The organism is Microbacterium sp. NPDC091662, from assembly GCF_044756705.1.
Taxonomy (GTDB): domain Bacteria; phylum Actinomycetota; class Actinomycetes; order Actinomycetales; family Microbacteriaceae; genus Microbacterium.
This window is the reverse complement of sequence record NZ_JBIVTM010000001.1, coordinates 1,214,428-1,236,963: the sequence shown is the minus strand read 5'-3', so window position 1 is coordinate 1,236,963 and position 22,536 is coordinate 1,214,428. Positions and strand designations below refer to the sequence as shown.

At 68.9% G+C, this 22,536-nt stretch carries 20 protein-coding genes and 1 riboswitch; of the genes, 5 read left to right on the top strand and 15 right to left on the bottom strand.

Annotated features, from left to right (window positions below; genetic code table 11):
* The first annotated feature begins 30 nt into the window (after positions 1-30).
* Positions 31-1,479 (top strand): glyceraldehyde-3-phosphate dehydrogenase, encoded by a 1,449-nt coding sequence (locus tag ACIQLD_RS05890; RefSeq protein WP_402606165.1) that lies wholly within the window; start codon positions 31-33, stop codon positions 1,477-1,479.
* Between the two features lie 44 nt (positions 1,480-1,523).
* The gene (locus ACIQLD_RS05885) at positions 1,524-2,600 is read left to right on the top strand and encodes a winged helix DNA-binding domain-containing protein (protein WP_402606162.1); all 1,077 of its coding nucleotides are present in this window, start codon (positions 1,524-1,526) and stop codon (positions 2,598-2,600) included.
* Between the two features lie 31 nt (positions 2,601-2,631).
* On the opposite strand, the gene ACIQLD_RS05880 is transcribed toward ACIQLD_RS05885, so the two are convergent.
* On the bottom strand, positions 2,632-4,074 hold the full coding sequence (locus ACIQLD_RS05880) for a helix-turn-helix domain-containing protein (protein ID WP_402606159.1): 1,443 nt from the start codon (positions 4,072-4,074) through the stop codon (positions 2,632-2,634).
* 112 nt (positions 4,075-4,186) lie between these two features.
* Between ACIQLD_RS05880 and ACIQLD_RS05875 the strand changes: the two genes are divergently transcribed.
* Positions 4,187-6,049 carry a phosphoenolpyruvate carboxykinase (GTP) gene (locus ACIQLD_RS05875; RefSeq protein ID WP_402606156.1) on the top strand — a complete coding sequence of 621 codons (1,863 nt, stop codon included), beginning with the start codon at positions 4,187-4,189 and terminating at the stop codon, positions 6,047-6,049.
* Between the two features lie 136 nt (positions 6,050-6,185).
* Here ACIQLD_RS05875 and ACIQLD_RS05870 read toward each other — a convergent pair whose 3' ends face one another.
* Together ACIQLD_RS05870 and ACIQLD_RS05865 are read right to left on the bottom strand one after the other, a co-directional pair.
* Positions 6,186-8,072: an ABC transporter ATP-binding protein gene (locus ACIQLD_RS05870; RefSeq protein ID WP_402606153.1), complete on the bottom strand. Its 1,887-nt coding sequence runs from the start codon at positions 8,070-8,072 to the stop codon at positions 6,186-6,188.
* A gap of 88 nt (positions 8,073-8,160) precedes the next feature.
* Positions 8,161-8,367: an AsnC family protein gene (locus ACIQLD_RS05865; RefSeq protein WP_402606150.1), complete on the bottom strand. Its 207-nt coding sequence runs from the start codon at positions 8,365-8,367 to the stop codon at positions 8,161-8,163.
* A gap of 74 nt (positions 8,368-8,441) precedes the next feature.
* Here ACIQLD_RS05865 and ACIQLD_RS05860 point away from each other — a divergent pair, with 74 nt between their 5' ends.
* On the top strand, positions 8,442-9,065 hold the full coding sequence (locus tag ACIQLD_RS05860; RefSeq protein ID WP_402606147.1) for an HAD family hydrolase: 624 nt from the start codon (positions 8,442-8,444) through the stop codon (positions 9,063-9,065).
* A gap of 89 nt (positions 9,066-9,154) precedes the next feature.
* On the opposite strand, the gene ACIQLD_RS05855 is transcribed toward ACIQLD_RS05860, so the two are convergent.
* The 5 genes from ACIQLD_RS05855 to ACIQLD_RS05835 all read right to left on the bottom strand — a co-directional run bounded on the left by ACIQLD_RS05855 (position 9,155) and on the right by ACIQLD_RS05835 (position 15,776).
* On the bottom strand, positions 9,155-10,615 hold the full coding sequence (locus ACIQLD_RS05855) for an MFS transporter (protein WP_402606144.1): 1,461 nt from the start codon (positions 10,613-10,615) through the stop codon (positions 9,155-9,157).
* Positions 10,616-10,714: 99 nt separating this feature from the next.
* Positions 10,715-12,475: a beta-galactosidase family protein gene (locus tag ACIQLD_RS05850; RefSeq protein WP_402606140.1), complete on the bottom strand. Its 1,761-nt coding sequence runs from the start codon at positions 12,473-12,475 to the stop codon at positions 10,715-10,717.
* A 69-nt stretch (positions 12,476-12,544) separates the two neighbouring features.
* Positions 12,545-13,897 (bottom strand): ABC transporter substrate-binding protein, encoded by a 1,353-nt coding sequence (locus tag ACIQLD_RS05845; RefSeq protein ID WP_402606137.1) that lies wholly within the window; start codon positions 13,895-13,897, stop codon positions 12,545-12,547.
* A 69-nt stretch (positions 13,898-13,966) separates the two neighbouring features.
* On the bottom strand, positions 13,967-14,857 hold the full coding sequence (locus ACIQLD_RS05840; protein WP_402606134.1) for a carbohydrate ABC transporter permease: 891 nt from the start codon (positions 14,855-14,857) through the stop codon (positions 13,967-13,969).
* Position 14,858: 1 nt separating this feature from the next.
* Positions 14,859-15,776: a carbohydrate ABC transporter permease gene (locus ACIQLD_RS05835; protein ID WP_402606131.1), complete on the bottom strand. Its 918-nt coding sequence runs from the start codon at positions 15,774-15,776 to the stop codon at positions 14,859-14,861.
* A gap of 159 nt (positions 15,777-15,935) precedes the next feature.
* Between ACIQLD_RS05835 and ACIQLD_RS05830 the strand changes: the two genes are divergently transcribed.
* Positions 15,936-16,922, top strand: coding sequence for a LacI family DNA-binding transcriptional regulator (locus ACIQLD_RS05830; RefSeq protein ID WP_402608494.1), 987 nt, complete (start codon positions 15,936-15,938; stop codon positions 16,920-16,922).
* Between the two features lie 4 nt (positions 16,923-16,926).
* Here the strand turns inward: ACIQLD_RS05830 and ACIQLD_RS05825 are convergent, their stop codons facing one another.
* The 7 genes from ACIQLD_RS05825 to ACIQLD_RS05795 all read right to left on the bottom strand — a co-directional run bounded on the left by ACIQLD_RS05825 (position 16,927) and on the right by ACIQLD_RS05795 (position 22,520).
* The gene (locus ACIQLD_RS05825; RefSeq protein ID WP_402606128.1) at positions 16,927-17,280 is read right to left on the bottom strand and encodes a Fe-S protein; all 354 of its coding nucleotides are present in this window, start codon (positions 17,278-17,280) and stop codon (positions 16,927-16,929) included.
* 53 nt (positions 17,281-17,333) lie between these two features.
* The gene (gene ribH, locus ACIQLD_RS05820) at positions 17,334-17,807 is read right to left on the bottom strand and encodes a 6,7-dimethyl-8-ribityllumazine synthase (RefSeq protein ID WP_402606125.1); all 474 of its coding nucleotides are present in this window, start codon (positions 17,805-17,807) and stop codon (positions 17,334-17,336) included.
* Positions 17,804-19,072 carry a GTP cyclohydrolase II gene (gene ribA, locus ACIQLD_RS05815; protein ID WP_402606122.1) on the bottom strand — a complete coding sequence of 423 codons (1,269 nt, stop codon included), beginning with the start codon at positions 19,070-19,072 and terminating at the stop codon, positions 17,804-17,806. The genes ribH and ribA overlap by 4 nt, the downstream gene beginning before the upstream one ends.
* The gene (locus ACIQLD_RS05810; protein ID WP_402606119.1) at positions 19,069-19,698 is read right to left on the bottom strand and encodes a riboflavin synthase; all 630 of its coding nucleotides are present in this window, start codon (positions 19,696-19,698) and stop codon (positions 19,069-19,071) included. The genes ribA and ACIQLD_RS05810 overlap by 4 nt, the downstream gene beginning before the upstream one ends.
* On the bottom strand, positions 19,698-20,753 hold the full coding sequence (ribD, locus tag ACIQLD_RS05805) for a bifunctional diaminohydroxyphosphoribosylaminopyrimidine deaminase/5-amino-6-(5-phosphoribosylamino)uracil reductase RibD (protein ID WP_402606116.1): 1,056 nt from the start codon (positions 20,751-20,753) through the stop codon (positions 19,698-19,700). The genes ACIQLD_RS05810 and ribD overlap by 1 nt, the downstream gene beginning before the upstream one ends.
* A gap of 63 nt (positions 20,754-20,816) precedes the next feature.
* Positions 20,817-20,961: riboswitch (FMN riboswitch) on the bottom strand.
* 80 nt (positions 20,962-21,041) lie between these two features.
* Positions 21,042-21,905, bottom strand: coding sequence for an Fpg/Nei family DNA glycosylase (locus ACIQLD_RS05800; RefSeq protein ID WP_402606114.1), 864 nt, complete (start codon positions 21,903-21,905; stop codon positions 21,042-21,044).
* A gap of 51 nt (positions 21,906-21,956) precedes the next feature.
* The gene (locus ACIQLD_RS05795; RefSeq protein WP_402606111.1) at positions 21,957-22,520 is read right to left on the bottom strand and encodes a GNAT family N-acetyltransferase; all 564 of its coding nucleotides are present in this window, start codon (positions 22,518-22,520) and stop codon (positions 21,957-21,959) included.
* Positions 22,521-22,536 lie beyond the last annotated feature (16 nt).

Sequence of the window (22,536 nt, the reverse complement as noted above, 5' to 3'; positions counted from 1 at the left end):
CGGCGCGCGCTCACACATGCAAGGACGCAGATGAACGATTCCGCGGCACACCGCGACGACTGGACTGAGAGCGAAGAGCTGGCGGAGCGGATGATCCCGCTCATCGGGGCGCTCCGACGCGAACACGACGTGGTCACCTCGCTCCACGGGCACCGCCTGCTCGGCCTGTCGGCGACCGGCCTCGTCGAGGTGCACGAGCGCGTCGCGCAGCTCGGGCACGAGCGACTCCCGATCGAGGACAGCCTCGCCGTGCTGGAAGCGATCCATGCCCTCGCTCCCGGCGCTTCCTCACTCGACGTCGCTCGCCTCGTCGCCGGCCACGCCGAGAGCGGCCAGTCGCTGGAGACCTACCTCGCCGACGTGCTCGCGCCCGCGATGGGAGCCGTCGCCGCCGAACCCACCGATGTCGTGCTCTACGGCTTCGGGCGCATCGGCCGCCTGCTCGCCCGCATCCTCATCGCGCACACCGGCGGAGGAAGCGGACTGCGCCTGCGCGCCATCGTCGTCCGCCGTGGCGCCGAGAACGACCTCGTCAAGCGTGCATCCCTGCTCTTGCGCGACTCCGTGCACGGCCGCTTCGCCGGCTCGGTCACCGTCGACGAAGAAGCCGGGCAGATCATCGCCAACGGCACCCGCATCCAGGTGATCTACTCCGACGACCCGGCGACCATCGACTACACCGCCTACGGCATCCACGATGCGATCGTCGTCGACAACACCGGACGCTGGCGCGACGAGGCCGGACTCTCGCAGCACCTGCGCTCGACCGGCGTCGCCCGCGTGCTGCTGACCGCACCGGGGAAGAGCCCCCTCAAGAACATCGTCCACGGCATCAACGACGACACGATCGTCGACACCGACCGCATCCTGTCGGCCGCCTCCTGCACGACCAACGCCATCACGCCCGTGCTCGCGGCGATCGACGAGGCCTACGGCGTCGTCAAGGGACACGTCGAGACCGTGCACTCGTTCACGAACGATCAGAACCTGATCGACAACTTCCACAAGGGCGATCGGCGCGGACGCTCGGCGGTGCTCAACATGGTCATCACCGAGACCGGAGCCGCGAAGGCCGTCGCCAAGGCGCTGCCGCAGCTCGAGGGCAAGCTCACGGGCAGCTCGATCCGCGTCCCCACCCCCGACGTCTCCCTCGCGGTGCTGCACCTGACGATCGAGCGCCCCGCGACCAAGGATCAGGTCAACGACTACCTGCGCCGGGTCTCTCTGCACTCCAAGCTGCGCCAGCAGATCGACTATGTGGAGAGCCCCGACGTCGTCTCCACGGATTTCGTCGGCTCGCACCGCGCCGGCATCGTCGACGGTCTCGCCACGATCGCCGACGAGGACACCCTCATCCTGTATGTCTGGTACGACAACGAGTTCGGCTACTCGTGCCAGGTGATCCGCGTGCTCGAGGTCATGGCGGGCTCGCACCCCATCGTGCTCCCCGAGCGCCGTGAGGTGACGCTGCAGAGCTGAGACTCCGCGTGCGCCGCGTCGGCGGCACCCGGCATGATGAGGCCATGAAGACCGCGACCCTGCGTGCCGAGCGCCTCCGATCGCACCGCCTCCGATCGCACCGCCTCACCGCGCCGACGACCACGGTGACAGCTGCGGCGCAGCACATGCTCGCGGTGCAGAGCCAGGACTTCACCGCGGGTCGGTGGGCGCTGGCCGTACGTACGCGAGGGGAAGCCGCGTTGCGCGACGTCGACCGCGCCTTCGACCGCGGCGACATCGTGCGCGGGTGGACCATGCGCGGCACGCTGCACACCGTCCCGGCGCGCGACTTCGGCTGGATGCTGCAGGTCACCGCCGGGCGGCAGCGGCAGCAGGCGGCCTCCCGCTACCGCGATCTCGGCATCGATGACGACATGGTCGCCGCGAGCGTCCGGGCGCTGACGCCGGCACTGCGTGACGGCGGCTGCACCCGCGCCGAGGTGTTCGAGATCCTCCAGGGGATCGGCATCGACCCATCGGGTCAGCGGGGCATCCATCTGCTGTTCACCCTCACGATCGACGGTCTGATCTGCCAGGGCCCGGTCGTCGCGAGGGCCGGCGTCGCCCGCGAGCAGCGGTTCGTGCTGGTGGAAGATCACATCCGCGAGCATCTCACCCCCGATGACCCGCTCGCCGAGCTGTTCGTCCGCTACATCGACGGACACGGTCCTGCCGGCGTCGCCGATTTCGCCTGGTGGTCGGGCCTCACCCTCGGTCAGGCGCGCGAGGCGGCCGCGAGGGCGGCTGCCGGAGCGGACGGCAGCAGGGTCGACGAGATCGACGAGGGACTCTTCGCCGCACGCCGACGTCCTCGTCGAGCGGCGGGTGCGGCATCCGTCCATGCGCTCGGCGCGTTCGACGAGTACTACATCTCCTACGCCGATCGCACGATCGTCTGCGCCTCGGAGCACCTCGCGGCCGTCGGCCCCGGAAAGAACGGCATGGTGCGTCCGACCCTCATCGAGCAGGGGCGGGTGATCGGAACCTGGTCGCATGCGAGCGCGACCAGGGATGCGCCGCCCGAGCTGTTCGAGGAGCCGGAGGATCGCGACGCCGTGGCTGCGGCACTCGCCCGCTTCGCCCGGTTCGCCGACGATTGAGCCGGAAGCGACCTCCCGCCCGTCGCCGCGACTACTCGCTCGCGTGACGTGCGAGGAAGTTGTACACCTCGTTGTCGTCGACACCCGGGAACGCGCCGCGGGGGAGCGGCGAGAACATGTGCGTGTGCACGCGCGCGCTCGGCCACGCTCGTCCGCTCCAGCGATCGCTCAGTTCGGCGGAGGGGCGCCGGCAGCACGACTCGTCGGGGCAGGTCGACACCGCTCTGTCGTTCGTCTCGCGCCCGCGCCACCAGCGCGCATCGTCGAAGGGCACGCCGACCGTCACCGAGAATTCGCCGTCGCTCGACGATCCGGTCTGCGTCGAGCACCAGAAGGTGCCGGAGGGGGTGTCGGTGTACTGGTGGTGCTCCACCGTGCGGTTCTGCTGCGTGAACGCCGCGCGGGCCTGGAACTTGCGGCACACCCGCTGACCCTCGACCGCGCCGGTCACGTCCATCGGCAGCGGCAGGTCGTCGTTCTCGTACACACGGGTGATCGCGCCGGTGGAGTCGACCCGCAGGAAGTGCAGCGCCATGCCGAGGTGCTGCGTCAGCAGGTTGGTCATGCGCATGCCCGCAGCTTCGTGCGTCACGCCGAAGCCGTCGCGGAAGTCCTCGACCGCGAGGTTGCGGTCCTTCTTCGCCTGCTGCAGGAACGCGACGGCTGCGGTCTCCGGCATCAGGCAGCACGCGGCGAAGTAGTTGATCTCCAGACGCTGCTGCAGGAAGTCGGCATAGTCGGTCGGCGGTGTGTGCCCGAGCAGTCGGTGCGCCATCGCCTGCAGCGCCATCGAGCGCAGACCGTGGCCACCCGGGATCGATGCCGGCGGCAGGTAGATGCGTCCGTTCTCGAGGTCGGTGACCGAGCGGGTCGAGTGGGGGAGGTCGTTGACGTAGATCAGCTCGAACCCGAGCTTCTCCGCCATGATGCTCACGGTGCGGTGGGTGAGCGCACCCTGCACGTGCCCCGCGGCCTTGAGGTGCTTCTCGGCGAGCTTCTCGATCTCGGGGAGGTAGTTGTTCTGCGCGCGCATCCGCAGCCGCAGCTCGGTGTTCGCGCGCCGCGCTTCCTCCGGGGTGGCGATGGCCTCGCGCTCGCGGCGCTCCAGCTCGCGGTGCAGGCCCAGGACCGACTCGATCGTCTCGTCGCTCATGCCCTTGGTCACGCGCACGGGTGCGACCCCGAGCTGACGGAAGACCGGGCTCTCCTGCGCGCGCTCGAGGGCGATCTCGAGCGCGGCCCGGCGGTTCGGCGGTTCACCGGAGATCAGGTCGGTCACCTCGGTCTTGGTCGCGTGTGCGATCGCCTGCAGAAGCGAGAGCTTGGGCTCGCGCTTGCCGTTCTCGATCAGGCTCAGCTGAGAGCCGGCGACGCCGACCAGAGCACCGAGCTCGTCGAGCGTGAACCCGTTCTCGAGTCGGTGGTGACGGATGCGGTGGCCGAGAGTCGTGAGGTGGATGCCGGAGGACGCCATTCCTTGAGTCTAACGAAAGAATCGAAGTTCTTATCGCTCAAATTGGCCGAAAGTCCCGCTCGAACCGGAAGAAGATAGGTGCAACGCCCCACACTTCAAAGGAGCACACGTCATGGCTATCGCCGAAGTCTTCACCCCCCGCACGTCTCCCGTCACACCGACGCGTACGTTCGGCGCGGCTCCGACGTATGACACCCCCGCCATGGCCGAGCTGGCGGCCTGGGTCGAGGAGATCCGCGCTCTCACCCAGCCCGACTCCGTGCACTGGGTCGACGGCTCGCGCGCCGAGAACGACTGGCTGCTGCGTGGACTCGTCGACGAGGGCAAGCTCATCAAGCTCAACCCCGAATGGCGTCCCGGTTCGTACCTCGCCCGTTCGCACCCCAGCGACGTGGCCCGCACCGAGGGGCGCACCTTCATCGCCTCCGAGCGCGAAGAGGACGCCGGCCCCACGAACAACTGGGCGGCCCCGGCCGAGATGCACGACAAGATGGACGAGATCTTCGAGGGTTCGATGCGCGGCCGCACGATGTACGTCGTGCCGTTCTCGATGGGTCGCGTCGGCGGTCCGCTCTCGCACATCGGCGTGCAGATCACCGACAGCGCCTACGCGGTCGCCTCGATCGGCATCATGACCCGCGTCGGCGACGCCGTCACGCGTCAGATCGCCGAGGGCGCGCCGTGGGTCAAGACCGTGCACACGGTCGGCGCGCCGCTCGCCCCGGGGGAGCAGGACGTCGAGTGGCCGTGCAACGACGACAAGTACATCGTGCACTTCCCGGAGACGCTCGAGGTCTACTCGTACGGTTCGGGCTACGGTGGCAACGCGATCCTCGCCAAGAAGTGCTTCGCGCTGCGCATCGCCTCGGTGATCGCCCGCGATGAGGGATGGCTCGCCGAGCACATGCTGCTCATCCGCGTGATCGACCCGCAGGGCAAGGCGTACCACGTGGCCGCAGCGTTCCCCTCGGCCTGCGGCAAGACGAACCTCGCGATGCTGCGTCCGACCATCCCTGGATGGCGGGTCGAGACCCTCGGTGACGACATCGCCTGGATCCGTCCGGGCGAAGACGGTCGCATGTGGGCCATCAACCCCGAGGCGGGCTTCTTCGGCGTCGCGCCCGGCACCGGCGAGTCGACCAACGTCACCGCGGTCGAGACCCTCTGGGGCAACACGATCTTCACGAACGTCGCGCTCCGTCCTGACGGCGACGTGTGGTGGGAGGGGCTGACCGATGAGGCGCCCGCGAACCTGATCGACTGGGAGGGCAACGACTGGACTCCCGAGTCGGGGCGACCGGCCGCGCACCCCAACTCCCGTTTCACGGTGTCGGCGGCGCAGTGCCCGCAGATCTCTGAGGACTGGGAAGAGGCCGTTCCGCTCGACGTCATCCTGTTCGGCGGACGCCGCGCCAGCAACGTCCCGCTCGTGGTCGAGGCTACCGATTGGACGCACGGCGTCTTCCTGGGCTCGAACATCTCGTCCGAGCGCACCGCTGCCGCTGAGGGCACGGTCGGGGAGCTGCGTCGCGACCCGTTCGCGATGCTGCCGTTCTGCGGCTACAACATGGCCGACTACTTCGGGCACTGGCTGAAGGTCGGACGCGGCCTGCGCTTCGACCGGGCACCGCGTATCTTCCAGGTGAACTGGTTCCGCCGCGGCGACGACGGCCGGTTCCTGTGGCCGGGCTTCGGCGACAACTCGCGTGTCGTCGACTGGATCATCCGCCGCATCGCGGGTGACGTGCCTGCGGTCGACAGCCCGATCGGACGCCTGCCGCGCGTGGAGGACCTGAACCTCGACGGACTCGACATCCCCGCCGCCGACCTCGACGAGCTGTTCTCGGTCGATGCCGAGGCGTGGAAGACCGAGGCCGACCTGACCGAGGAGTTCTACGACACCTTCGGCGACAAGGTCCCCGCGGCGCTGCGCGCCGAGCTGGCCTCGCTGCGCTACCGCCTCGACAAGGCGTAGTTCCCCCAGACCGGTGCCGGTTCGGGGGAGCCGGCACCCTCGGGGCTTCGTGCCCCGCAAACCCGCGAAGGCGGGACATCAGAGACGAACCCATGGCTGAGTGGTCTCCGACGTCCCGCCTTCGTGTTGTCGTGCGTCAGGTGAGCAGCTGGTGTCGGGCGAGGTCGCGGTACAGCGGCGTCGACTCCACGAGTTCGGCGTGCGTGCCCTGGCCGACGACGACGCCATCCTGCAGCACCACGATCAGATCGCTGTCGACGACCGTCGAGAGGCGGTGCGCGATCACGATGAGCGTGCGGTCGGTCGACACGGCGTCGATGGCCTCCCGCATGCGCTGCTCGTTCACACCGTCGAGCGATGACGTCGACTCGTCGAGCAGCAGGATCGGAGCGTCCGTGAGCAGGGCGCGGGCGATCGCGAGCCGCTGACGCTCACCACCTGACAGCATCACGCCGTCTTCGCCGACGGGCGCATCGATGCCGAGCGGATTGCGCTCGAGCACGTCGCCGAGGTTCACGGCGCGCAGCACCCGTTCGCAGTCGGCATCCGTCGCCTCGGGAGAGGCGAGCCGCAGGTTCTCGGCGAGCGTGCCGGCCAGCGTCGGCGCGTCCTGCTCGACGTAGCCGAAGTTGGCGCGGAGGTCATCGCGTGGATAGGTGCGCGCGTCGTGGCCGTGCAGGCGGATCGAGCCGCCGGTCGGGTCGTAGAAGCGCTCGATCAGCGAGAGGATCGTGCTCTTGCCCGCACCGCTGGGACCGACCAGGGCGACGCGGGAGCCGTGCGGCACGGCGAACGACACCCCGCGGAGCACCTCGTGGTCCTGCACGGGAGGGGCGGCGTCCTCGGCCGCTTCCAGGTGCGCGTCCGCGAGCAGGGTCCGTGCCTCCTTGGCAGCGGCCTGACGGGCGGCGACGACGTTCGCGGGGTAGTGGAAGCGCACGTCGCGGAACTCGACGGCCGGCGCGTCCGCTGCAGCGGTCTCCGGCGGCAGCGACGCGACGATCTTCTCGTCGTCCTGCGATTCGGTGGGCAGGTCGAGCACCTCCTGGATGCGGCCGAGCGCGCCGAGCGCCTGGTTCACCGACGTGATCGCGCCGAAGGTCGTGGCCAGCGGCATCACGAGCAGGAACAGGAACATGATGAACGAGATCAGCGCGGCGATCGTGATGGCCCCGGCAGCGACGCGGAACCCGCCGACGCCGAGCACCACGAGCAGCGACAGCTGCAGCGCGATGCCGCTGACGGGAACGACCATCGAGGAGATCTTGGCGATGCGCACGCCGATGCCGTACGCGTCGGAGGCGAGGCCCGACACGGCGGCGGTCTCGCGTTCGGTGGCTCCCGAGGCGCGGATGGTGCGGATCGAGCCGACTGCGCGCTCCACGCCGGAAGCCAGCTCGCCGACCTTCTCCTGCTGCGCGGTCGACGCGGTGCGGATGCGTCCGCTCAGCAGCACGACGACGGCGACCGAGATGCCGATCACGACGACGATGAGCAGCAGCAGGATGGGGTCGATCACGAGCATCGCGATGAGCGCGCCGAGGAAGAGCACCGCGCTGCCGACGGCGTCGGCGAGGCCTTGGGTGAGCACGGCGTAGAGCAGCGTCGTGTCGGTGCCGACGCGGGAGACGAGGTCGCCGGTACGGCGGGCATCGAACTCCGAGGTCGGCAGGTGCAGGATGCGGGCGATCAGCTTGCGGCGGCTCGAGTACACGACGGCGGTGCCGGTGCGCTGGAGCAGATAGTGCTGGAAGCCGGAGATGACCGACGACACGATCACGAAGCCGACGAGCAGCCACACGAGGATGCCGATACCGGTGTCGGACTGCACCGCCTCGATGACCTGACCCACGAGCAACGGCTGCACGAGCGAGGTCGCGGCGCCGATGACGCTGAGCACCGCGACCACGATGAGGGTGCGCTTGTGTTCGAAGAGGAAGGGGAGGAGCTGGCGGAAGGTGGCGCGGGGGCCTTCGGGCTGTGCGCCACGTCCGCGGCGGCGTGCTGTCGCCGAACCGGACATGCGGGACCTCTATCTGGAGATGGTACTTCGACCGTACTTCGTTCGCGGTCGAATCCTATGGAGCGGCTGTATGCGGCACATCGCGGGCTCAGGACCGGCCGAATCGCCGATGAGCCGCCTGCTTGCTCACGCCGAGGGCGCTGGCGATCGCCTGCCAGGAGTAGCCGAGGTTCCGCGCGCGACGCACGTTCGCCTCCTCGGCACGGGCCACCTCCTTGCGCACCTCGGCGAGCCGATGCAGCGCGGCCAGGGGCTCGCTGCCATCGTCGTGTGCGATCGCGGTCGGCATTGTCATGATGGACCTCCTGCGTCAATCATCGTTGACGCGCTCGCGAGTGTCAATACATGTTGACGTGGCAGTCTGGGGGGATGCCGACGAAGAAGTGGATCCTGTTCGACATCGGGGGAGTGCTGGAGGTCGTCGACGACGACGCCTGGCAGCAGCAATGGTGGGAGCGCTGGCGGGCGGTGGTCGGTCTCGAATCCTCCGTCTTCGAGGCGCGCATCGCCGAGGCCGACCTTCCGCCGATCGATGTCGCCGTCGGCACCGAACCCGCTTTCTGGGCGGCGGTGGGCACGGCACTCGGTCTCGACGAGGTCCAGCGCCGCGCGATGCGCGCGGACTTCTGGGATGCCTACTGCGGCACCGGCAACCACGACCTGATCGCGTACGCGCGCACGCTCTCGGCGCGGGCGGGAACAGCGATCCTCTCCAACTCGGCCGATGGAGCGCGAGAGCAGGAGGAACGACGCTTCGGGTTCTCCGAGGTGTTCGCCCCGATCTGCTACAGCCATGAGCAGGGTGTGAACAAGCCGCATCCCGAGGCCTACCGGCGCGCACTGCAGCACATGGGTGCCGACCCGGGCGACGTGCTGTTCATCGACGACCATCAGGTATCGGTCGACGGTGCCGAGGCGGTGGGGATCCGCGCCGTGCGACACCTCGGCAACGCGACCACCATCGCCGCGATCGAGGAGTTCCTCGCGGACTGAGCCGATCGGGAGCGACCGGGAGCGCATGCCGGAAGGGCACCCCCGTCCGAAGACGGGAGTGCCCTGGTGAAGCCCGGACGAATCGAACGCTACAGCTCGACGGCCGCCGCGACGCCGAGATCGTCGTCGTAGTCGTGATCCTTGGTCTCCGGGGAGAGGATCAGCGCGATGAACGTGAGCACACCCATCGCGGACAGGTACAGACCCACCAGCCACGGAGCGCCGCCGGCCACCTCCCACAGCTTCAGGGCGATGAGCGGGGCCACCGCCGCGCCGAGGATCGACGAGACGTTGTAGGCGATCGCCGACCCCGTGTACCGCACGTTGGTCGGGAACAGTTCGGGAAGCAGGGCACCCATCGGGCCGAACGTCGCTCCCATCAGCATGAACCCGAACACGAGGAATGCCTGGGTGAGTGCACCCGTGAACTTCGGGTCGACGGCGGGCAGGAGGAAGGCGTTGAACGTGAGACCGAACACGATGATCGCCCCGGTGACCCACAGCAGCAGCTTCCGTCGTCCGACCGCGTCGGCGATCGGTCCGGAGAGCAGCGTGAAGATGCCGAAGAACACCACGCCGATGATCTGCATCAGCACGAAGTCGGTGTAGCCGAAGCCGAGACCGGGATAGAACTGGGCCGCGAACTTGATCGGGTCGAACGGGGCGCCGGTCGCCTCGGCCGCGGCCTTCGCGGCGGCGGTGGCGGTCTCCAGCGAGGCGGCCTTGGTTCCGTAGGCGAGGGTGAAGTTCGTCATCAGGTAGAACAGCACGTACGTCGCCAGCATGATGAACGTGCCGAGGATGAGCTGCTTCCAGTGGTGACGGAACACGGTCGCGAGCGGGAGCTTGCGGATCACGCCCTTCGTCTCGGCCTTCTTGAACGTGTCGGACTCGACGAGCTTGAGCCGCACCCACAGGCCGATGATGACCATCACCGCGGAGAACAGGAACGGGATGCGCCAGCCCCAGGAGAGGAACGCCTCGGACTTCAGGACCGGGTTCTCGGCGTGGGGGAGCAGCCAGTTGATCGCGAGGAACAGGAAGTTGGCGATGATGAAGCCCAGCGGCGCGCCCAACTGCGGGAAGGTGCCGTACCAGGCGCGCTTGCCCTTCGGCGCGTTCTCGGTGGCGACCAGTGCCGCGCCCGACCATTCCCCGCCGAGCGCGAAGCCCTGGGCGAGTCGCAGGATCAGCAGCAGGAGGGCCGCCCACCACCCGATGTCCTGGTACGTGGGCAGCAGGCCGATCACGAAAGTCGCGATGCCCATCGTCAGCAGCGACGCCACGAGCGTGGCCTTGCGGCCGAACTTGTCGCCGAAGTGGCCGAAGACCACCGCGCCGATCGGGCGGGCGACCATCGCCGCACCGAACACCGCGAACGACGAGAGGAGCGACGTGGTGTCGTCGCCGGTGGGGAAGAACAGCACCGGGAACACGAGCACGGCCGCCGTCGCGTACGCGTAGAAGTCGTAGAACTCGATCGTCGTGCCGACCAGGCTCGCGGTGATGACGCGCGAGCGAGGATTCGCGGGCGCAGTGGCAGTACTCATGAAGCTCCTCCGATCGAGCGCCCGGTGCGCCGGGCGACTCGGGCGAGTTTACGCCTTCCTGAGTGTTTGCTGTACGCGTGTTTCGCGTGTCACCACGGACTACTCCTCGGTATCGCCGAGCGCGGGGGCGCCGACGAACACGACGCGCGGCTCCAGCACGTGTTCGAGCTCCAGCACGACAAGGCGGTTGGCGCCCGCTCTGGTCACGGGCGCGGGCACCGAGAGCGCGCGTTGCGGGCCGTTGCGCCAGTAGCGGCCGAGGAAGAAGCCGTTGACGAACGCGTAGCCCTTGCCCCAGGATGCGGTGTCGACGAAGAGGTCCGCAGGCGCGTCCAGGGGGAACTCGGCCGTCCACGCGGCCGGGCCGTCGTCCCTCTCGTGATTCGGGCTGAGGTCGCCCGCCTCCGCGTCGATCTGCGCGTCGATCTGCGCGGCGATATCCGCGACATCCAGCGGCGTCGATCTCCACCCCGTCACCGGCGCACCGCTGAGGGTGATCTCGCCGTACAGGCCCTTCTCCTCGCCGAGACGGTGGTCGTAGTTGACGCGTCCCTGATCTTCGACCAGGATGCGGAGGCCCGTGCCATCCGGGATCCGGATGGCACGGTCGTGCCGGGTGCGGGCGAGAGTCCCGACCGGGTGGCCGTCGACGCTCACCCAGGCCAGGTCGCGTACGTCGTCGACGACGAGGAGGCCGCCCTTCCCGTTCGGCAGTTCGGCGTCGTAGCGCATGAGGGCGCTCAGGTGCCCGAGCGCATCGAAGGTCCGGGGCTGCGCGGTGACCGCGGCGGAGGCGGCGGCGTCGGCCCAAGCCCCCGCTGGGCGCAGCGGAACCTCGAATGCAGGCGAGGCCTCGGCAGCCGTCGGGAGCTCGTCCGGCACGGGGGCGTACCGGGCGATCACCTCGCGGAAGGCGAAGAACTTGGCCGTGGGGTTGCCGGCCTCATCGAGCGGGGCGTCGTAGTCGTAGGAGGTCACCAGGGGCAGGTAGCGGCCCTTGTGGTTCGCGCCGTTGGTGAGACCGAAATTGGTGCCGCCGTGGAACATGTAGATGTTGACCGACGCCCCGGCCGCCAGCAGTTCGTCGAGGTCGGCGGCGGCCGTCGCGACGTCGGTCGTGTGATGCACTCCGCCCCACCAGTCGAACCAGCCGTCCCAGAACTCCGCGCACATCAGCGGGCCCGTGGGCTGATGGCGGCGCAGGGTGGCGAGCCGTTCCGCACTGCGGGAGCCGAATGATCCGGTCTTGTGCAGCTCAGGGAGGCTCCCATCGTCCAGCATCCGATCGACCGGCTGATCGACGCTCGTCAGCGGCACGGTGATGCCGGCCTCGCGGGTGACGGCGACCAGCGCCTCGAGATAGGCGGGGTCGGAGCCGTAGGCTCCGTACTCGTTCTCGATCTGCACCAGGATCACGGGCCCGCCGTGGTCGATCTGCCGCGGCGCGACGATGTCGTACACGCGCCGCAGGTAGGTGCTCACCTCGGCGAGGAAGGCGGGAGCGGAGGAGCGCAGCCCCTCGACGCTGCCCGTCAGCCACACGGGCAAACCTCCGTTGTGCCACTCGGCGCAGATGTAGGGGCCGGGCCGCACGATCGCATCCATGCCCTCCTCGTGCACCAGGTCGAGGAAGCGTCCGAGGTCGTTCCATCCGCTCGCGTCCCACTCGCCGCGACGAGGTTCGTGCGCGTTCCAGGCGACGTACGTCTCGATCGTGTTCAGCCCCATCAGCCGGGCTTTGCGAATGCGGTCGCGCCACTGGTCGGGGTGCACGCGGAAGTAGTGGATGGCGCCGGAGATCACCTGGTGCGGCTGGCCGTCACGAAGGAAGTCGGTGTCGCCGAGGGAGAAGGAGGTCACGTGTCGTGGTGCTTTCGATGAGGCGGACCGAGCCGGCCCGCGGGGAGCGGGCCGGCTCAGCCGCGGGTGTCACTTGTTGACGCTGAAGCCCTGGGCGTTGCCGTACTCGACCAGCGCGTCCTGCCAGGCGGTGAGGCCTTCGTTCAGGTCGGTGCCGTTCTGGTAGGACTGGCCCACCGTGTCGCCGAAGATGCTGTTCCCATACACCTGGTAGGGCAGGTAGCTCCAGCCCTCGACCACGTCATCGGCCGCGGCAGCGAGGACCTCGTTGATCTTCTGACCGCCGAAGTACTCGGGCGCCTCGGCGAGGAACTCGGTGCTCGACAGCTCCGCGGTCGTCGACGGGAATCCGCCGGATTCGAGGGCGATCGCGATGCTCTCCTCGGAGTTGTTCAGCCACCACAGGAAGCCTGCCGCCAGCTCCGGGTTCTTGCTCTGCTTCGTGACAGCCTGTCCGCCACCGCCGTTCTCCGCGCTCGCCGGGGAGCCGTCGTACGTCGGCATCGGCGCGACGCGCCAGTCGCCGGCGCCGTCGGGTGCGCCGGAGATGAGGTTCGCGGGCATCCACGCACCGATCACGAGGCTCGCCAGGCTGTCGTCGCCGAGGGCACGGAACCACTCGTCGCTCCAGCTGCCGTAGGGGGCGAGCAGATCCTCCTCGACGAGGCGGTTCCAGTTCTCGGTCCACTTCTTCGACCCGGTGTCCTGCAGATCGATCGTGACGTCGGTGCCAGAGGTCTCGAACGGCTTTCCGCCGGCCTGCCAGATCATCGAGGTCGCGAAGCCGGCGTCGCCGGTGTCGTTGGTGATGTACGCGTCGGGGTTCGCCGCGTGGATCGCCTGGGCGGCCTCGTAGTACTCGTCCCAGGTGGTAGGGACGGCGACACCGGCCGCGTCGAACACCGTCTTGTTGTAGAACAGGGCCATGGGGCCCGAGTCCTGCGGCAGGCCGTAGATCGCGTCGCCGTCGGTGACCGAGTTCCAGGTGGAGGCGGTGTAGTCGTCCTCGAAGTCCGCGAAGCCGTACTGCGACAGGTCCGTGAAGGCATCCGTCAGGGCGAACTGCGGGAACGCGTAATACTCGATCTGCACGACGTCCGGAGCACCGGAGCCCGCCTTGATCGCGTTCTGCAGCTTGGTGTACTCCTCGTTGTTGGTGCCGGCGTTCACCAGCTTGACCTTGACGTTCGGGTACTCCTTCTGGAACGCCTCGACCTGGGCCTCGGCGGACGGCGTCCACGACCAGTACGTGATCTCGCCGCCCTTCTCGAGCGCCGCCTCGACGGAGTCGAACGAGCCGGAACCCGCGCTGCCGGAGCCGGCGTCGCCGCCGGTGCTGCAGCCGGCCAGCGCGAGTGCTGCCACGGTTCCTGCGGCGAGCACCGCGAGGGTGCGCCGCGTCGCTGAGGGGAGGTGCTTCATTGCTGTGTCCTTTCGGGAGGTGCGATCCAGCGTCGGATCGCGGAGGTGATGCAGGAGAGGGACGGGGAGCTACTGCTTGACGCTTCCCGCGGTGAGACCTGACTGCCAGAAGCGCTGCAGCAGCAGGAAGGCGATGACGATCGGGATGATCGTGAGCAGCGAGCCCATGATCACGAGGTTGTAGATCGGCTGGGATCCGGCGCCGATGGCCTGGGCGCTCCACTGGTTCAGGCCGACGGTGAGGGGATACCAGGCGGGGTCCGACAGCATGATCAGGGGCAGGAAGTAGTTGTTCCAGGTGGCGACCACCGTGAACAGAGCGACCGTCACGATGCCCGGGGCGAGCAGCCGCATCGAGATCGTGAAGAACGTGCGGAACTCACCTGCTCCGTCGATGCGGGCCGCCTCGAGCAGCTCGGTCGGCACGGACTCCGACGCGAACACCCAGATCAGATACAGACCGAAGGGGCTGATGAGGGAGGGGATGATCACCGCCCAGGGCGTGTTCGTCAGGCCGAGCTCGCTGAACAGCAGGAAGGTCGGGACGGCGAGAGCGGTGCCGGGCACCGCCACCGCGCCGAGGACCACGGCGAACACTGCGCGGCGTCCGGGAAAGCGGAACTTCGCGAGCCCGTAGCCGGCCATCGTGGCCAACAGCGTCGCGCCTCCGGCACCGACCACGACGTACAGCAGGGTGTTTCCGAGCCAGCGCAGGAAGATGCCGTCGCGGTACGAGAACGTGGCGACCAGGTTGTCGAAGAAGGCGAAGTCGTCGGCGAACCAGAGTCCGAACGAGCTGAAGAGTCCCGCCTGCGTCTTGGTCGAGCTGAACAGCAGCCACGCCAGGGGGACGAGCGTGTACAGCGCGTAGACGATCATGACGATCAGCAGCGTGTTCGACTTTCGCGGTCTCAGCGGGTCGTGGCGCCGGTGCGCGGGGCGGGCGAGGGGGAGTGCCATGTCAGCGCACCTCCGACTTCGAGCCGCGCAGTTGCACGACGTAGGCGATGACCGCGGTGATGACGCCCATGATGATGGCGATCGTCGCGGCGTAGTTGAACTGCTGCCCGGCGAACGACAGGTTGTACGCGTACATGTTCGGGGTGAAGAACGTCGTGATCACGTTCGGGGCGAGCGGGCGCAGGATGTTGGGTTCGTTGAAGAGCTGGAAGCTGCCGATGATCGAGAAGATCGTCGCGATCACGAGCGCACCGCGCACGGACGGGATCTTGATCGAGAAGATCGTGCGCCAGGCCCCTGCGCCGTCGAGGGATGCCGCCTCGTACATGTCGGTCGGGATGGTCTTGAGCGAGGAGTAGAAGATCAGCATGTTGTAGCCGACGAACTCCCACGTGACGATGTTGCCGATCGAGACCAGCATCCACTCCTTGGCGAAGGGGGTGATCGCGTCGACGCCGAGGAAGTCGTTGATGTTGCTCGTGAGGCCGAACTGGTCGCCGTAGATGTAGCCCCACATCAGCACCGCGACGACGGCCGGGACCGCGTAGGGCAGGAAGATCAGGATGCGGAAGAACGATGCTCCGCGCAGGCGGGCACTGTCGATGGCGAGGGCGGCGCCGAGAGCCAGGATCAGCATGATCGGCACCTGCACGACGAGGAAGATCAGCACGCGGCCGAACGCCTCCCAGAACTGCGGATCGGTGAGGGCGCGGACGTAGTTGTCCAGTCCGACGAATGCGGTGCCACCGATGAGCTTCTCCTGGAAGAAGCTCAGGTACAGCGCGTAGGCGAGCGGTGTCAGGAACACCAGGGCGAACACGACCATGAACGGGCCGACGAAGGCCCAGCCCTTCCAGTCGCGCTTGTCGCGGCGCCCGATGCCGATGGCACCGGGGACTGCGGGGATTTCAGTCGTCATCGACGAGTCCTTCGTGGGATCCGGGCGCACTCCGCGCCGTGTGTCAACGTCAACATATTGGATGGACTGGTAGTGTGTCAACGTCAACATATGAGGGGATGGGTGATCGTGACCCCGGAGCATCCGACAGAGACGTCGACGCGTCGACGTGAGCCCTCGATGGAGGATGTCGCCCGTGAGGCGGGCGTCTCCGGTCAGACCGTGTCACGCGTCGTCAACGCCAGGGGCTATGTCGGCGCGGCCACGCGTGAGCGCGTCGAGGCCGCCATGCACAGCCTGGGATACCGGCCGAACAGCGCCGCCCGCGCGCTGCGATCAGGGCGATTCCGCACGATCGGCGTCGTGATGTTCTCCTTCAGCTCCTATGGGAATCAGCGCACGCTCGACGCGATCGCCGTGCGCGCCGCGCAGCTCGGCTACGCCCTCACCCTCATCCCCGTCGAATCGAGCGCGGGCGAGACCGTGGCCGGCGCGTTCCGGCGGCTGGAGGAGCACGCGGTCGACGGCATCATCATCGTGATCGAGGCGCACCAGCTCGACGAGGCCGACATCGAGATCCCCGAGGCGCTTCCCGTGGTGTTCGTCGACTCGAACCGCACGGCCACCCATCCGTTCGTCGATACCGATCAGGCGCAGGGTGCCCGGCTCGCGACCGAACACCTTCTCGAACTCGGCCACGACACCGTGTGGCACGTCACCGGTCCCGCGCGCTCCTACTCCGCCGAGCGCCGCCGTGAGGCATGGCGGGAAACCCTCGAGACGCACGGACGTACGGTGCCGGAACCGCTGGCGGGGGATTGGACCGCCTCGTCCGGGTACGAGGCGGGGGTCGAGCTGCGCGAGATCGACGGGGTCACCGCCGTGTTCGCCGCGAACGACCAGATGGCGATCGGCGTGCTGCGTGCGTTCCGCGAGGCCGGGCGCGACGTGCCGGAAGACGTCAGCATCGTCGGGTTCGACGGATTGCCCGATGCGGCACAGTTGTGGCCGCCGCTGACGACCGTGCAGCAGCACCCGGAGCGCGTGGGTGCGCTCGCCGTGGACGCGCTGCTCGCCGAGCTCGACGGCGTCGACCGTCAGCAGACGCCGCTCGTCGGCACCGAGCTCATCGTGCGCGCGAGCACGGCGGCGCCGCGGAAGCGCTGACGGCTCAGCGCCAGATGACGGCGAGGCCGGCGTTCAGGAGCGCCAGGATGCCGATCAGCCAGAACACCGCGGGCGGTACGACCTGGCCGCGCTTCTGACGCGCGGAACCGATGCCCAACAGGGCGCCGATGATGAGCAGCACGACCAGCTTGACGCCGATCTTGACGTAGTTGAGGTCGTACTCGATGCCCCACGGGGCGGCGAGGGCGAGACCGGCGACACCGGCGATCGCGAGGCCGTAATCCATGATCTTCGTGATCTGGCGCTTACCGCCGAAGGCCTGCGCGGCCCAGGCGCCGAACAGCACGGCGAAGCCGATCAGGTGGATGAACACGACGATATGACGCAGAGTCTCCATGCCCTCACCGTACGAGTGCGGCGAGGTCCAGCGCTAGCAAGGGCAGGCTGACCTCAGCCGCGCAGCTCCCGGGTGACGAGCGCCGTGCGCAGGGCGGCATCGGCCGCTTCGGCGCCCTTGTCCTCCTTGGAGCCTTCCAGACCCGCCCGGTCGAGACCCTGCTGCTCGTCGTCGAGGGTGAGCACTCCGAAGCCGACCGGCTTGCCGGCGTCGAGGGCGACGCGGGTGAGGCCATCGGTGGTCGCCGCCGATACGTATTCGAAATGCGGTGTGCCTCCGCGGATGATCACCCCGAGCGCGACCACCGCATCCGCTCCACCGGCGAAGGCGGCCTGAGCGGCGATCGCGAGCTCGAACGAGCCGGGAACACGCACCAGCCGGTGCGTGGCCTGGGCCGCGTCCAGCACGCGCTCCGCGCCGGCGATCAGGCCGTTCGAGATCGCCTCGTGCCAGGTTCCGGCCACGATGACGACGTTCAGACCGCGTCCGTCGATCGTACCGGTCTCGGGTGCTCCTGCGCCGCTCATTTGTCGTCCTCTCCGTGGGCGAGCGCCTCTGCGAGTTCCGCTTCGCCGATGATGTGACCCATCCGGTCACGCTTGGTCTCCAGATACTGGTGGTTGTTGGGGCCCACGCCGACGATCAGGGGCACCTGCTCGACCACGTCGAGACCCAGCTCGCGCAGCTGTGCGACCTTGTCGGTGTTGTTCGTCAGCAGTCGCACCTTCGACACGCCCAGGTCGGAGAGGATGCCGGCCGCTGCTGCATAGTCGCGGGCGTCGGCAGGCAGCCCCAGCGCGAGGTTGGCGTCGACCGTGTCGAGTCCTTCCTCCTGCAGGCTGTAGGCGCGCAGCTTGTTGATGAGGCCGATCCCTCGGCCCTCATGACCGCGCATGTAGATGACGACTCCGCCCTCCTTCTCGATCGCGTCGAGGGCGGAGTCGAGCTGGGGGCCGCACTCGCACTTCAGCGAGCCGAACGCCTCGCCGGTCAGGCACTCCGAGTGCACCCGCACGAGCGCGGTCTCGCCGAGCTCGCCCGAGACGACGGCGATGTGGTCGGTGCCGGTGATGCGGTCCTTGTAGGCGAGGAAGCGGAAGGTGCCGTGAGTGGTGGGCACGGTGGCGTCGGCACGCAGGCTCACGCGACGGCCGTGACGAGCACTCGGAGTGGCGCCATCGGGATCGATCTCGTTGAGGTGGGCGATCAGCTGCTCGATCGTGATGACCGGCACGCCGTCGCGGGCGCCGAGCTCGATCAGGCCGGGCAGACGCATCATGCTGCCGTCTTCCGCCACGACTTCCGCGATCGCACCGACGGGCCGGAGACCGGCGAGCTTCATGAGTTCGACAGCGGCCTCGGTGTGGCCGCTGCGCTCGCGGACGCCGCCGTCGACCGCCCGCAGCGGCAGCACATGCCCTGGGCGGATGATGCTGGTCGACGTCGATTCCGGGTTCGACAGCACGTTCAGCGTGTGGGCGCGGTCATGGGCGCTGATGCCGGTGGTGACCCCCTGCGCGGCATCGACACTCACCGTGTAGGCGGTCGAGCGGGCGTCTTCGCTGGCGGCGACCATCGGCGGCAGGTTCAGGTGATCGGCGAGATCGGCGGGCATCGGGGCGCAGATGAAACCGGACGACCAGCGCACGGCCCACGCCACCCACTCCGGCGTCGCGAGCTCGGCCGACAGGATGACGTCGCCCTCGTTCTCGCGGTTCTCGTCGTCGGCGACGAGCACGGGGCGGCCGGCGCGCAGCGCTTCCAGGGCTTCGGCGATGGTGGAAAGGCTCATCGCGAGCCTCCTTCCGGTGCGGCGCGGAACGCGAGCAGGCGCTCGACGTGCCGGGCGAGGATGTCGGTCTCCAGGTTCACGCGGTCGCCGACGGCGCGGACGCCGAGCGTGGTCGCGGCGAGGGTCTCGGGGATCAGCGAGACCTCGAACCAGGGGGAGGGGTCTGCAGGGGCACTGACGGCGCTCACCGTCAGTGAGGTGCCGTCGACCGAGATCGACCCCTTGTCGACCACGAGCGGGGCGAGGTCGTGGGGCAGGCTGATCCGCAGCACGCTCCACTGCGCACCGGGGCGCACCTCGAGCACGTCGCCGGTGCCGTCGACGTGGCCCTGCACGATGTGGCCGCCGAGTCGCGCGCCCACCGGCATGGCCTTCTCGATGTTCACGCGGGTGCCCACCGTCGCCGACCCGATCGCCGCGACGTCGAGAGTCTGCTTCATCACGTCGGTGTCGAAGGTGTCGGCGGTCGAGCCGACCACGGTCAGGCACACGCCCGAGACGGCGATGGACTCGCCGTGCACCGCGTCCGCAGCGGCACGGGGGGCGCGCACGGTCAGGCGCCAGCCGTCGCCAGCGGGCGCGATCGCGGTGATCTCGCCCATCTCCTCGATGATTCCGGTGAACATCAGGCGGCTCCTTCGTTCTGCGGGTCTTCCGCGGGATCGGTGGCATGCACAGGGCGTGCGATCGCGAGCAGATCGTCTCCGAGGGGGACCCACTCGTCGACGCTCAGGTGTCGGGCCTCGTCGATGGAGCCGACGCCGATGTCGGTCAGGGCGAGTCGGTCGCCGCCGAGCAGCACCGGGGCGATGTAGGCGAGCACGCGATCGGCGAGCCCCGCCTCGATGAAGGCGCTGGCGAGGGTCGGGCCGCCCTCCACGAAGAGGCTCTGCACCCCACGGGTGTGCAGGTCTGCCACGACCGCGTGCAGATCGTGGGTCGCGAAGAACAGCGGGGTGTGCGGATGCCGGTGCACCGCGGCATCCGCCGGAGTGGGACGGGATCCGATGACCACCGGGATCGGCTGGTGCGGCAGCAGGGCGTCGCCGTCGCGGGCGGTCAGGGCCGGGTCGTCGGCGCGCACGGTTCCGGTGCCGACCGCGATCGCGTCGGCCTCCGCGCGTCGACGGTGGACGTCGGCGCGGGCGGCAGGTCCGGTGATCCACTGGCTCGATCCGTCGGCGGCGGCCGCGCGGCCGTCGAGGCTCTGCGCCCACTTGACGGTGACCTGCGGGCGCCCGAGTCGCTGTGCCGTGAGCCATCCGGCGATCAGGGCGTGCGCGGCGTCCGCCTGTTCGCCGGCCTCGACCTCGACGCCCGCGGCGCGCAGTCTTTCCGCTCCGCCTCCCGAGACGACGCCCGGGTCGTCGAGCGCGTAGACCACGCGGGCGACGCCGGCCTCGATCAGGGCGACAGCGCAGGGCCCTGTGCGGCCGGTGTGGTTGCAGGGCTCGAGGGTCACGATGGCCGTGGCGCCACGGGCTGCGCCGGGGGCGAGCTTCGAGAGCGCGTCGACCTCGGCGTGCGGGGTACCGGCCCCGTGGTGCCAGCCTTCGGCGATGACCGCTCCCTCGGGGGAGAGGATGACCGCACCGACCTGCGGGTTCGCCCCGCGCGGTCCGCGGGCGGCGAGGTGGAGCGCGCGATCCATCGCGTTGCGCTCGGCCGCGTTCACTGCCATCCGTCGTCCTCCTCTGAGGCTCCGGGGTCAGACAGGGGTGGCGGAACGGACGCACGGATGCGTCTCGTGCTGCCTCCCTTCCGGACTAGCGAGGTCTCCCTCGCATCACCGTCGGTCCCGGAATTCCACCGGATCGGCATCCCGATCTCTCGAGACGCTCGCGGACTGTCACCGCCGGTTCGGATTCTCACCGACCCCGGAGCACGTTGTTGTTCTGAGTGTACTCAACGCGTCTGCGCACATTTCATTCCACGACATGGATGGCAACCGGCCGCTGCGCCGCTGCGCTCACTTCAGCAGACGGGAGAGACGCCGGTCGGCGAGCACTTTGCCGCCGGTCTGGCAGGTGGGGCAGTACTCGAGCGAGCGGTCGGCGAAGAACACGCTGCGCACCGTGTCTGCGCACACCGGGCAGGCTTCTCCTCGGCGCGCGTGCACCTGCATGCCGCGGCGCTTGGCATCCTTCAGATCCGCCGGCGGTTTGCCGGAGGCTTCGGCGACCGCCTCTGTCAGTGTCTCGCGCATGGCTCCGAACAGGCGGTCGATCTCGGCGTCGTCGAGCTTTCCGGCGATCGCATACGGCGACATGCGCGCGGCGTGCAGGATCTCGTCGGAGTAGGCGTTGCCGATGCCGGCGATCACCCCCTGATCGCGCAGCAGCCCCTTGATCTGCATCCGTCGGTCGTTCAGCAGCGCGGCGAAGGCATCGCGGGTGAACGAGGCGTCGAGCGGATCGGGACCGAGCCGGGCGATGCCCGGCACCTCCTGCGGATCGCGCACCACGTACACGGCGAGCGACTTCTTCGTCCCCGCCTCCGTGAGGTCGAAACCGCTGCCGTCGTCGAGGGTGATACGCAGGGCGATGGGGGACTTGCCCGGCTTGATGAGTGTCGTCGGGAGCGTCTCGTACCAGCGCAGCCACCCGGCCTTCGCGAGGTGGAACACCAGGTGCAGGTCGTCGCCGCAGGAGAGCACGACGAACTTGCCGAGACGCGCGGACGCCGTGATCGTGGCTCCCTGGAGGGCGTGGATCGGGGGATCGTAGGTCTTCAGCGCGGCGATCGCCGAGACGGTCGCGCGCGTGACGGTACGCCCCACGGCGCGTTCGGCGAGAAAGGTGGTCAGGCCCTGGACTTCCGGCATCTCCGGCATGCGTTCATCCTGTCATCGGGCGCCGACACTGTCACCCGGCGGGCGCGCGCGTCAGAGGATCGGCCAGTCGACCGGCGTGCGATCGTCGGTCGGCAGCAGCCCGGCCATCCAGCCGTCGTCGCGCCCGCGCGGGCTCGTCAGCGCCTGCCGTTGCAGGCCTTCGTAGCGGAAGCCGAGGGCGCGGGCGGCGCAGGCCGAAGGGATGTTTCCTGCGACGGCCTGCCAGCGGATGCGGACGAGCCGGAGGCCGACGAAGCCCCAATCGATCACGGCGCCGGCTGCTTCCGCGAGGTAGCCCCGGCCTCGAGCGCCGGCCGTCACCCAGTAACCGAGCTCGGCGGTCGCGCCCGTGAAGTGCTCGGTCATGTTGTGAAGACCGATCATGCCCACGAGCACGTCATCGGCGTACATGCCCCAGACGACCTCGGACCCGGCATCCCACTGCGCGGCCACCATGCGCACGAACTGCTCGGCGTCCTCGCGGGTGTACGGATTCGGCACCGTGGTCCATCGCGGGATCTCCGGGTCCTGGCATGCCTCGGCGATCGCGTCGATGTCCGCCTCCGTAGGAGCGTGCAGAACGAGGCGGGGGGTGGTGAGGGCGACGGATTCCATCCCGACAGCCTAGGCA

Excerpts from the sequence above, each read along its gene's own strand:
- ACIQLD_RS05890 (WP_402606165.1), top strand. The coding sequence starts at position 31 with ATGAACGATTCCGCGGCACACCGCGACGACTGGACTGAGAGCGAAGAG.
- ACIQLD_RS05885 (WP_402606162.1), top strand. The coding sequence starts at position 1,524 with ATGAAGACCGCGACCCTGCGTGCCGAGCGCCTCCGATCGCACCGCCTC.
- ACIQLD_RS05880 (WP_402606159.1), bottom strand. The coding sequence starts at position 4,074 with ATGGCGTCCTCCGGCATCCACCTCACGACTCTCGGCCACCGCATCCGT.
- ACIQLD_RS05875 (WP_402606156.1), top strand. The coding sequence starts at position 4,187 with ATGGCTATCGCCGAAGTCTTCACCCCCCGCACGTCTCCCGTCACACCG.
- ACIQLD_RS05870 (WP_402606153.1), bottom strand. The coding sequence starts at position 8,072 with ATGTCCGGTTCGGCGACAGCACGCCGCCGCGGACGTGGCGCACAGCCC.
- ACIQLD_RS05865 (WP_402606150.1), bottom strand. The coding sequence starts at position 8,367 with ATGACAATGCCGACCGCGATCGCACACGACGATGGCAGCGAGCCCCTG.
- ACIQLD_RS05860 (WP_402606147.1), top strand. The coding sequence starts at position 8,442 with ATGCCGACGAAGAAGTGGATCCTGTTCGACATCGGGGGAGTGCTGGAG.
- ACIQLD_RS05855 (WP_402606144.1), bottom strand. The coding sequence starts at position 10,615 with ATGAGTACTGCCACTGCGCCCGCGAATCCTCGCTCGCGCGTCATCACC.
- ACIQLD_RS05845 (WP_402606137.1), bottom strand. The coding sequence starts at position 13,897 with ATGAAGCACCTCCCCTCAGCGACGCGGCGCACCCTCGCGGTGCTCGCC.
- ACIQLD_RS05840 (WP_402606134.1), bottom strand. The coding sequence starts at position 14,857 with ATGGCACTCCCCCTCGCCCGCCCCGCGCACCGGCGCCACGACCCGCTG.
- ACIQLD_RS05835 (WP_402606131.1), bottom strand. The coding sequence starts at position 15,776 with ATGACGACTGAAATCCCCGCAGTCCCCGGTGCCATCGGCATCGGGCGC.
- ACIQLD_RS05830 (WP_402608494.1), top strand. The coding sequence starts at position 15,936 with ATGGAGGATGTCGCCCGTGAGGCGGGCGTCTCCGGTCAGACCGTGTCA.
- ACIQLD_RS05825 (WP_402606128.1), bottom strand. The coding sequence starts at position 17,280 with ATGGAGACTCTGCGTCATATCGTCGTGTTCATCCACCTGATCGGCTTC.
- ribH (WP_402606125.1), bottom strand. The coding sequence starts at position 17,807 with ATGAGCGGCGCAGGAGCACCCGAGACCGGTACGATCGACGGACGCGGT.
- ribA (WP_402606122.1), bottom strand. The coding sequence starts at position 19,072 with ATGAGCCTTTCCACCATCGCCGAAGCCCTGGAAGCGCTGCGCGCCGGC.
- ACIQLD_RS05810 (WP_402606119.1), bottom strand. The coding sequence starts at position 19,698 with ATGTTCACCGGAATCATCGAGGAGATGGGCGAGATCACCGCGATCGCG.
- ribD (WP_402606116.1), bottom strand. The coding sequence starts at position 20,753 with ATGGCAGTGAACGCGGCCGAGCGCAACGCGATGGATCGCGCGCTCCAC.
- ACIQLD_RS05800 (WP_402606114.1), bottom strand. The coding sequence starts at position 21,905 with ATGCCGGAGATGCCGGAAGTCCAGGGCCTGACCACCTTTCTCGCCGAA.
- ACIQLD_RS05795 (WP_402606111.1), bottom strand. The coding sequence starts at position 22,520 with ATGGAATCCGTCGCCCTCACCACCCCCCGCCTCGTTCTGCACGCTCCT.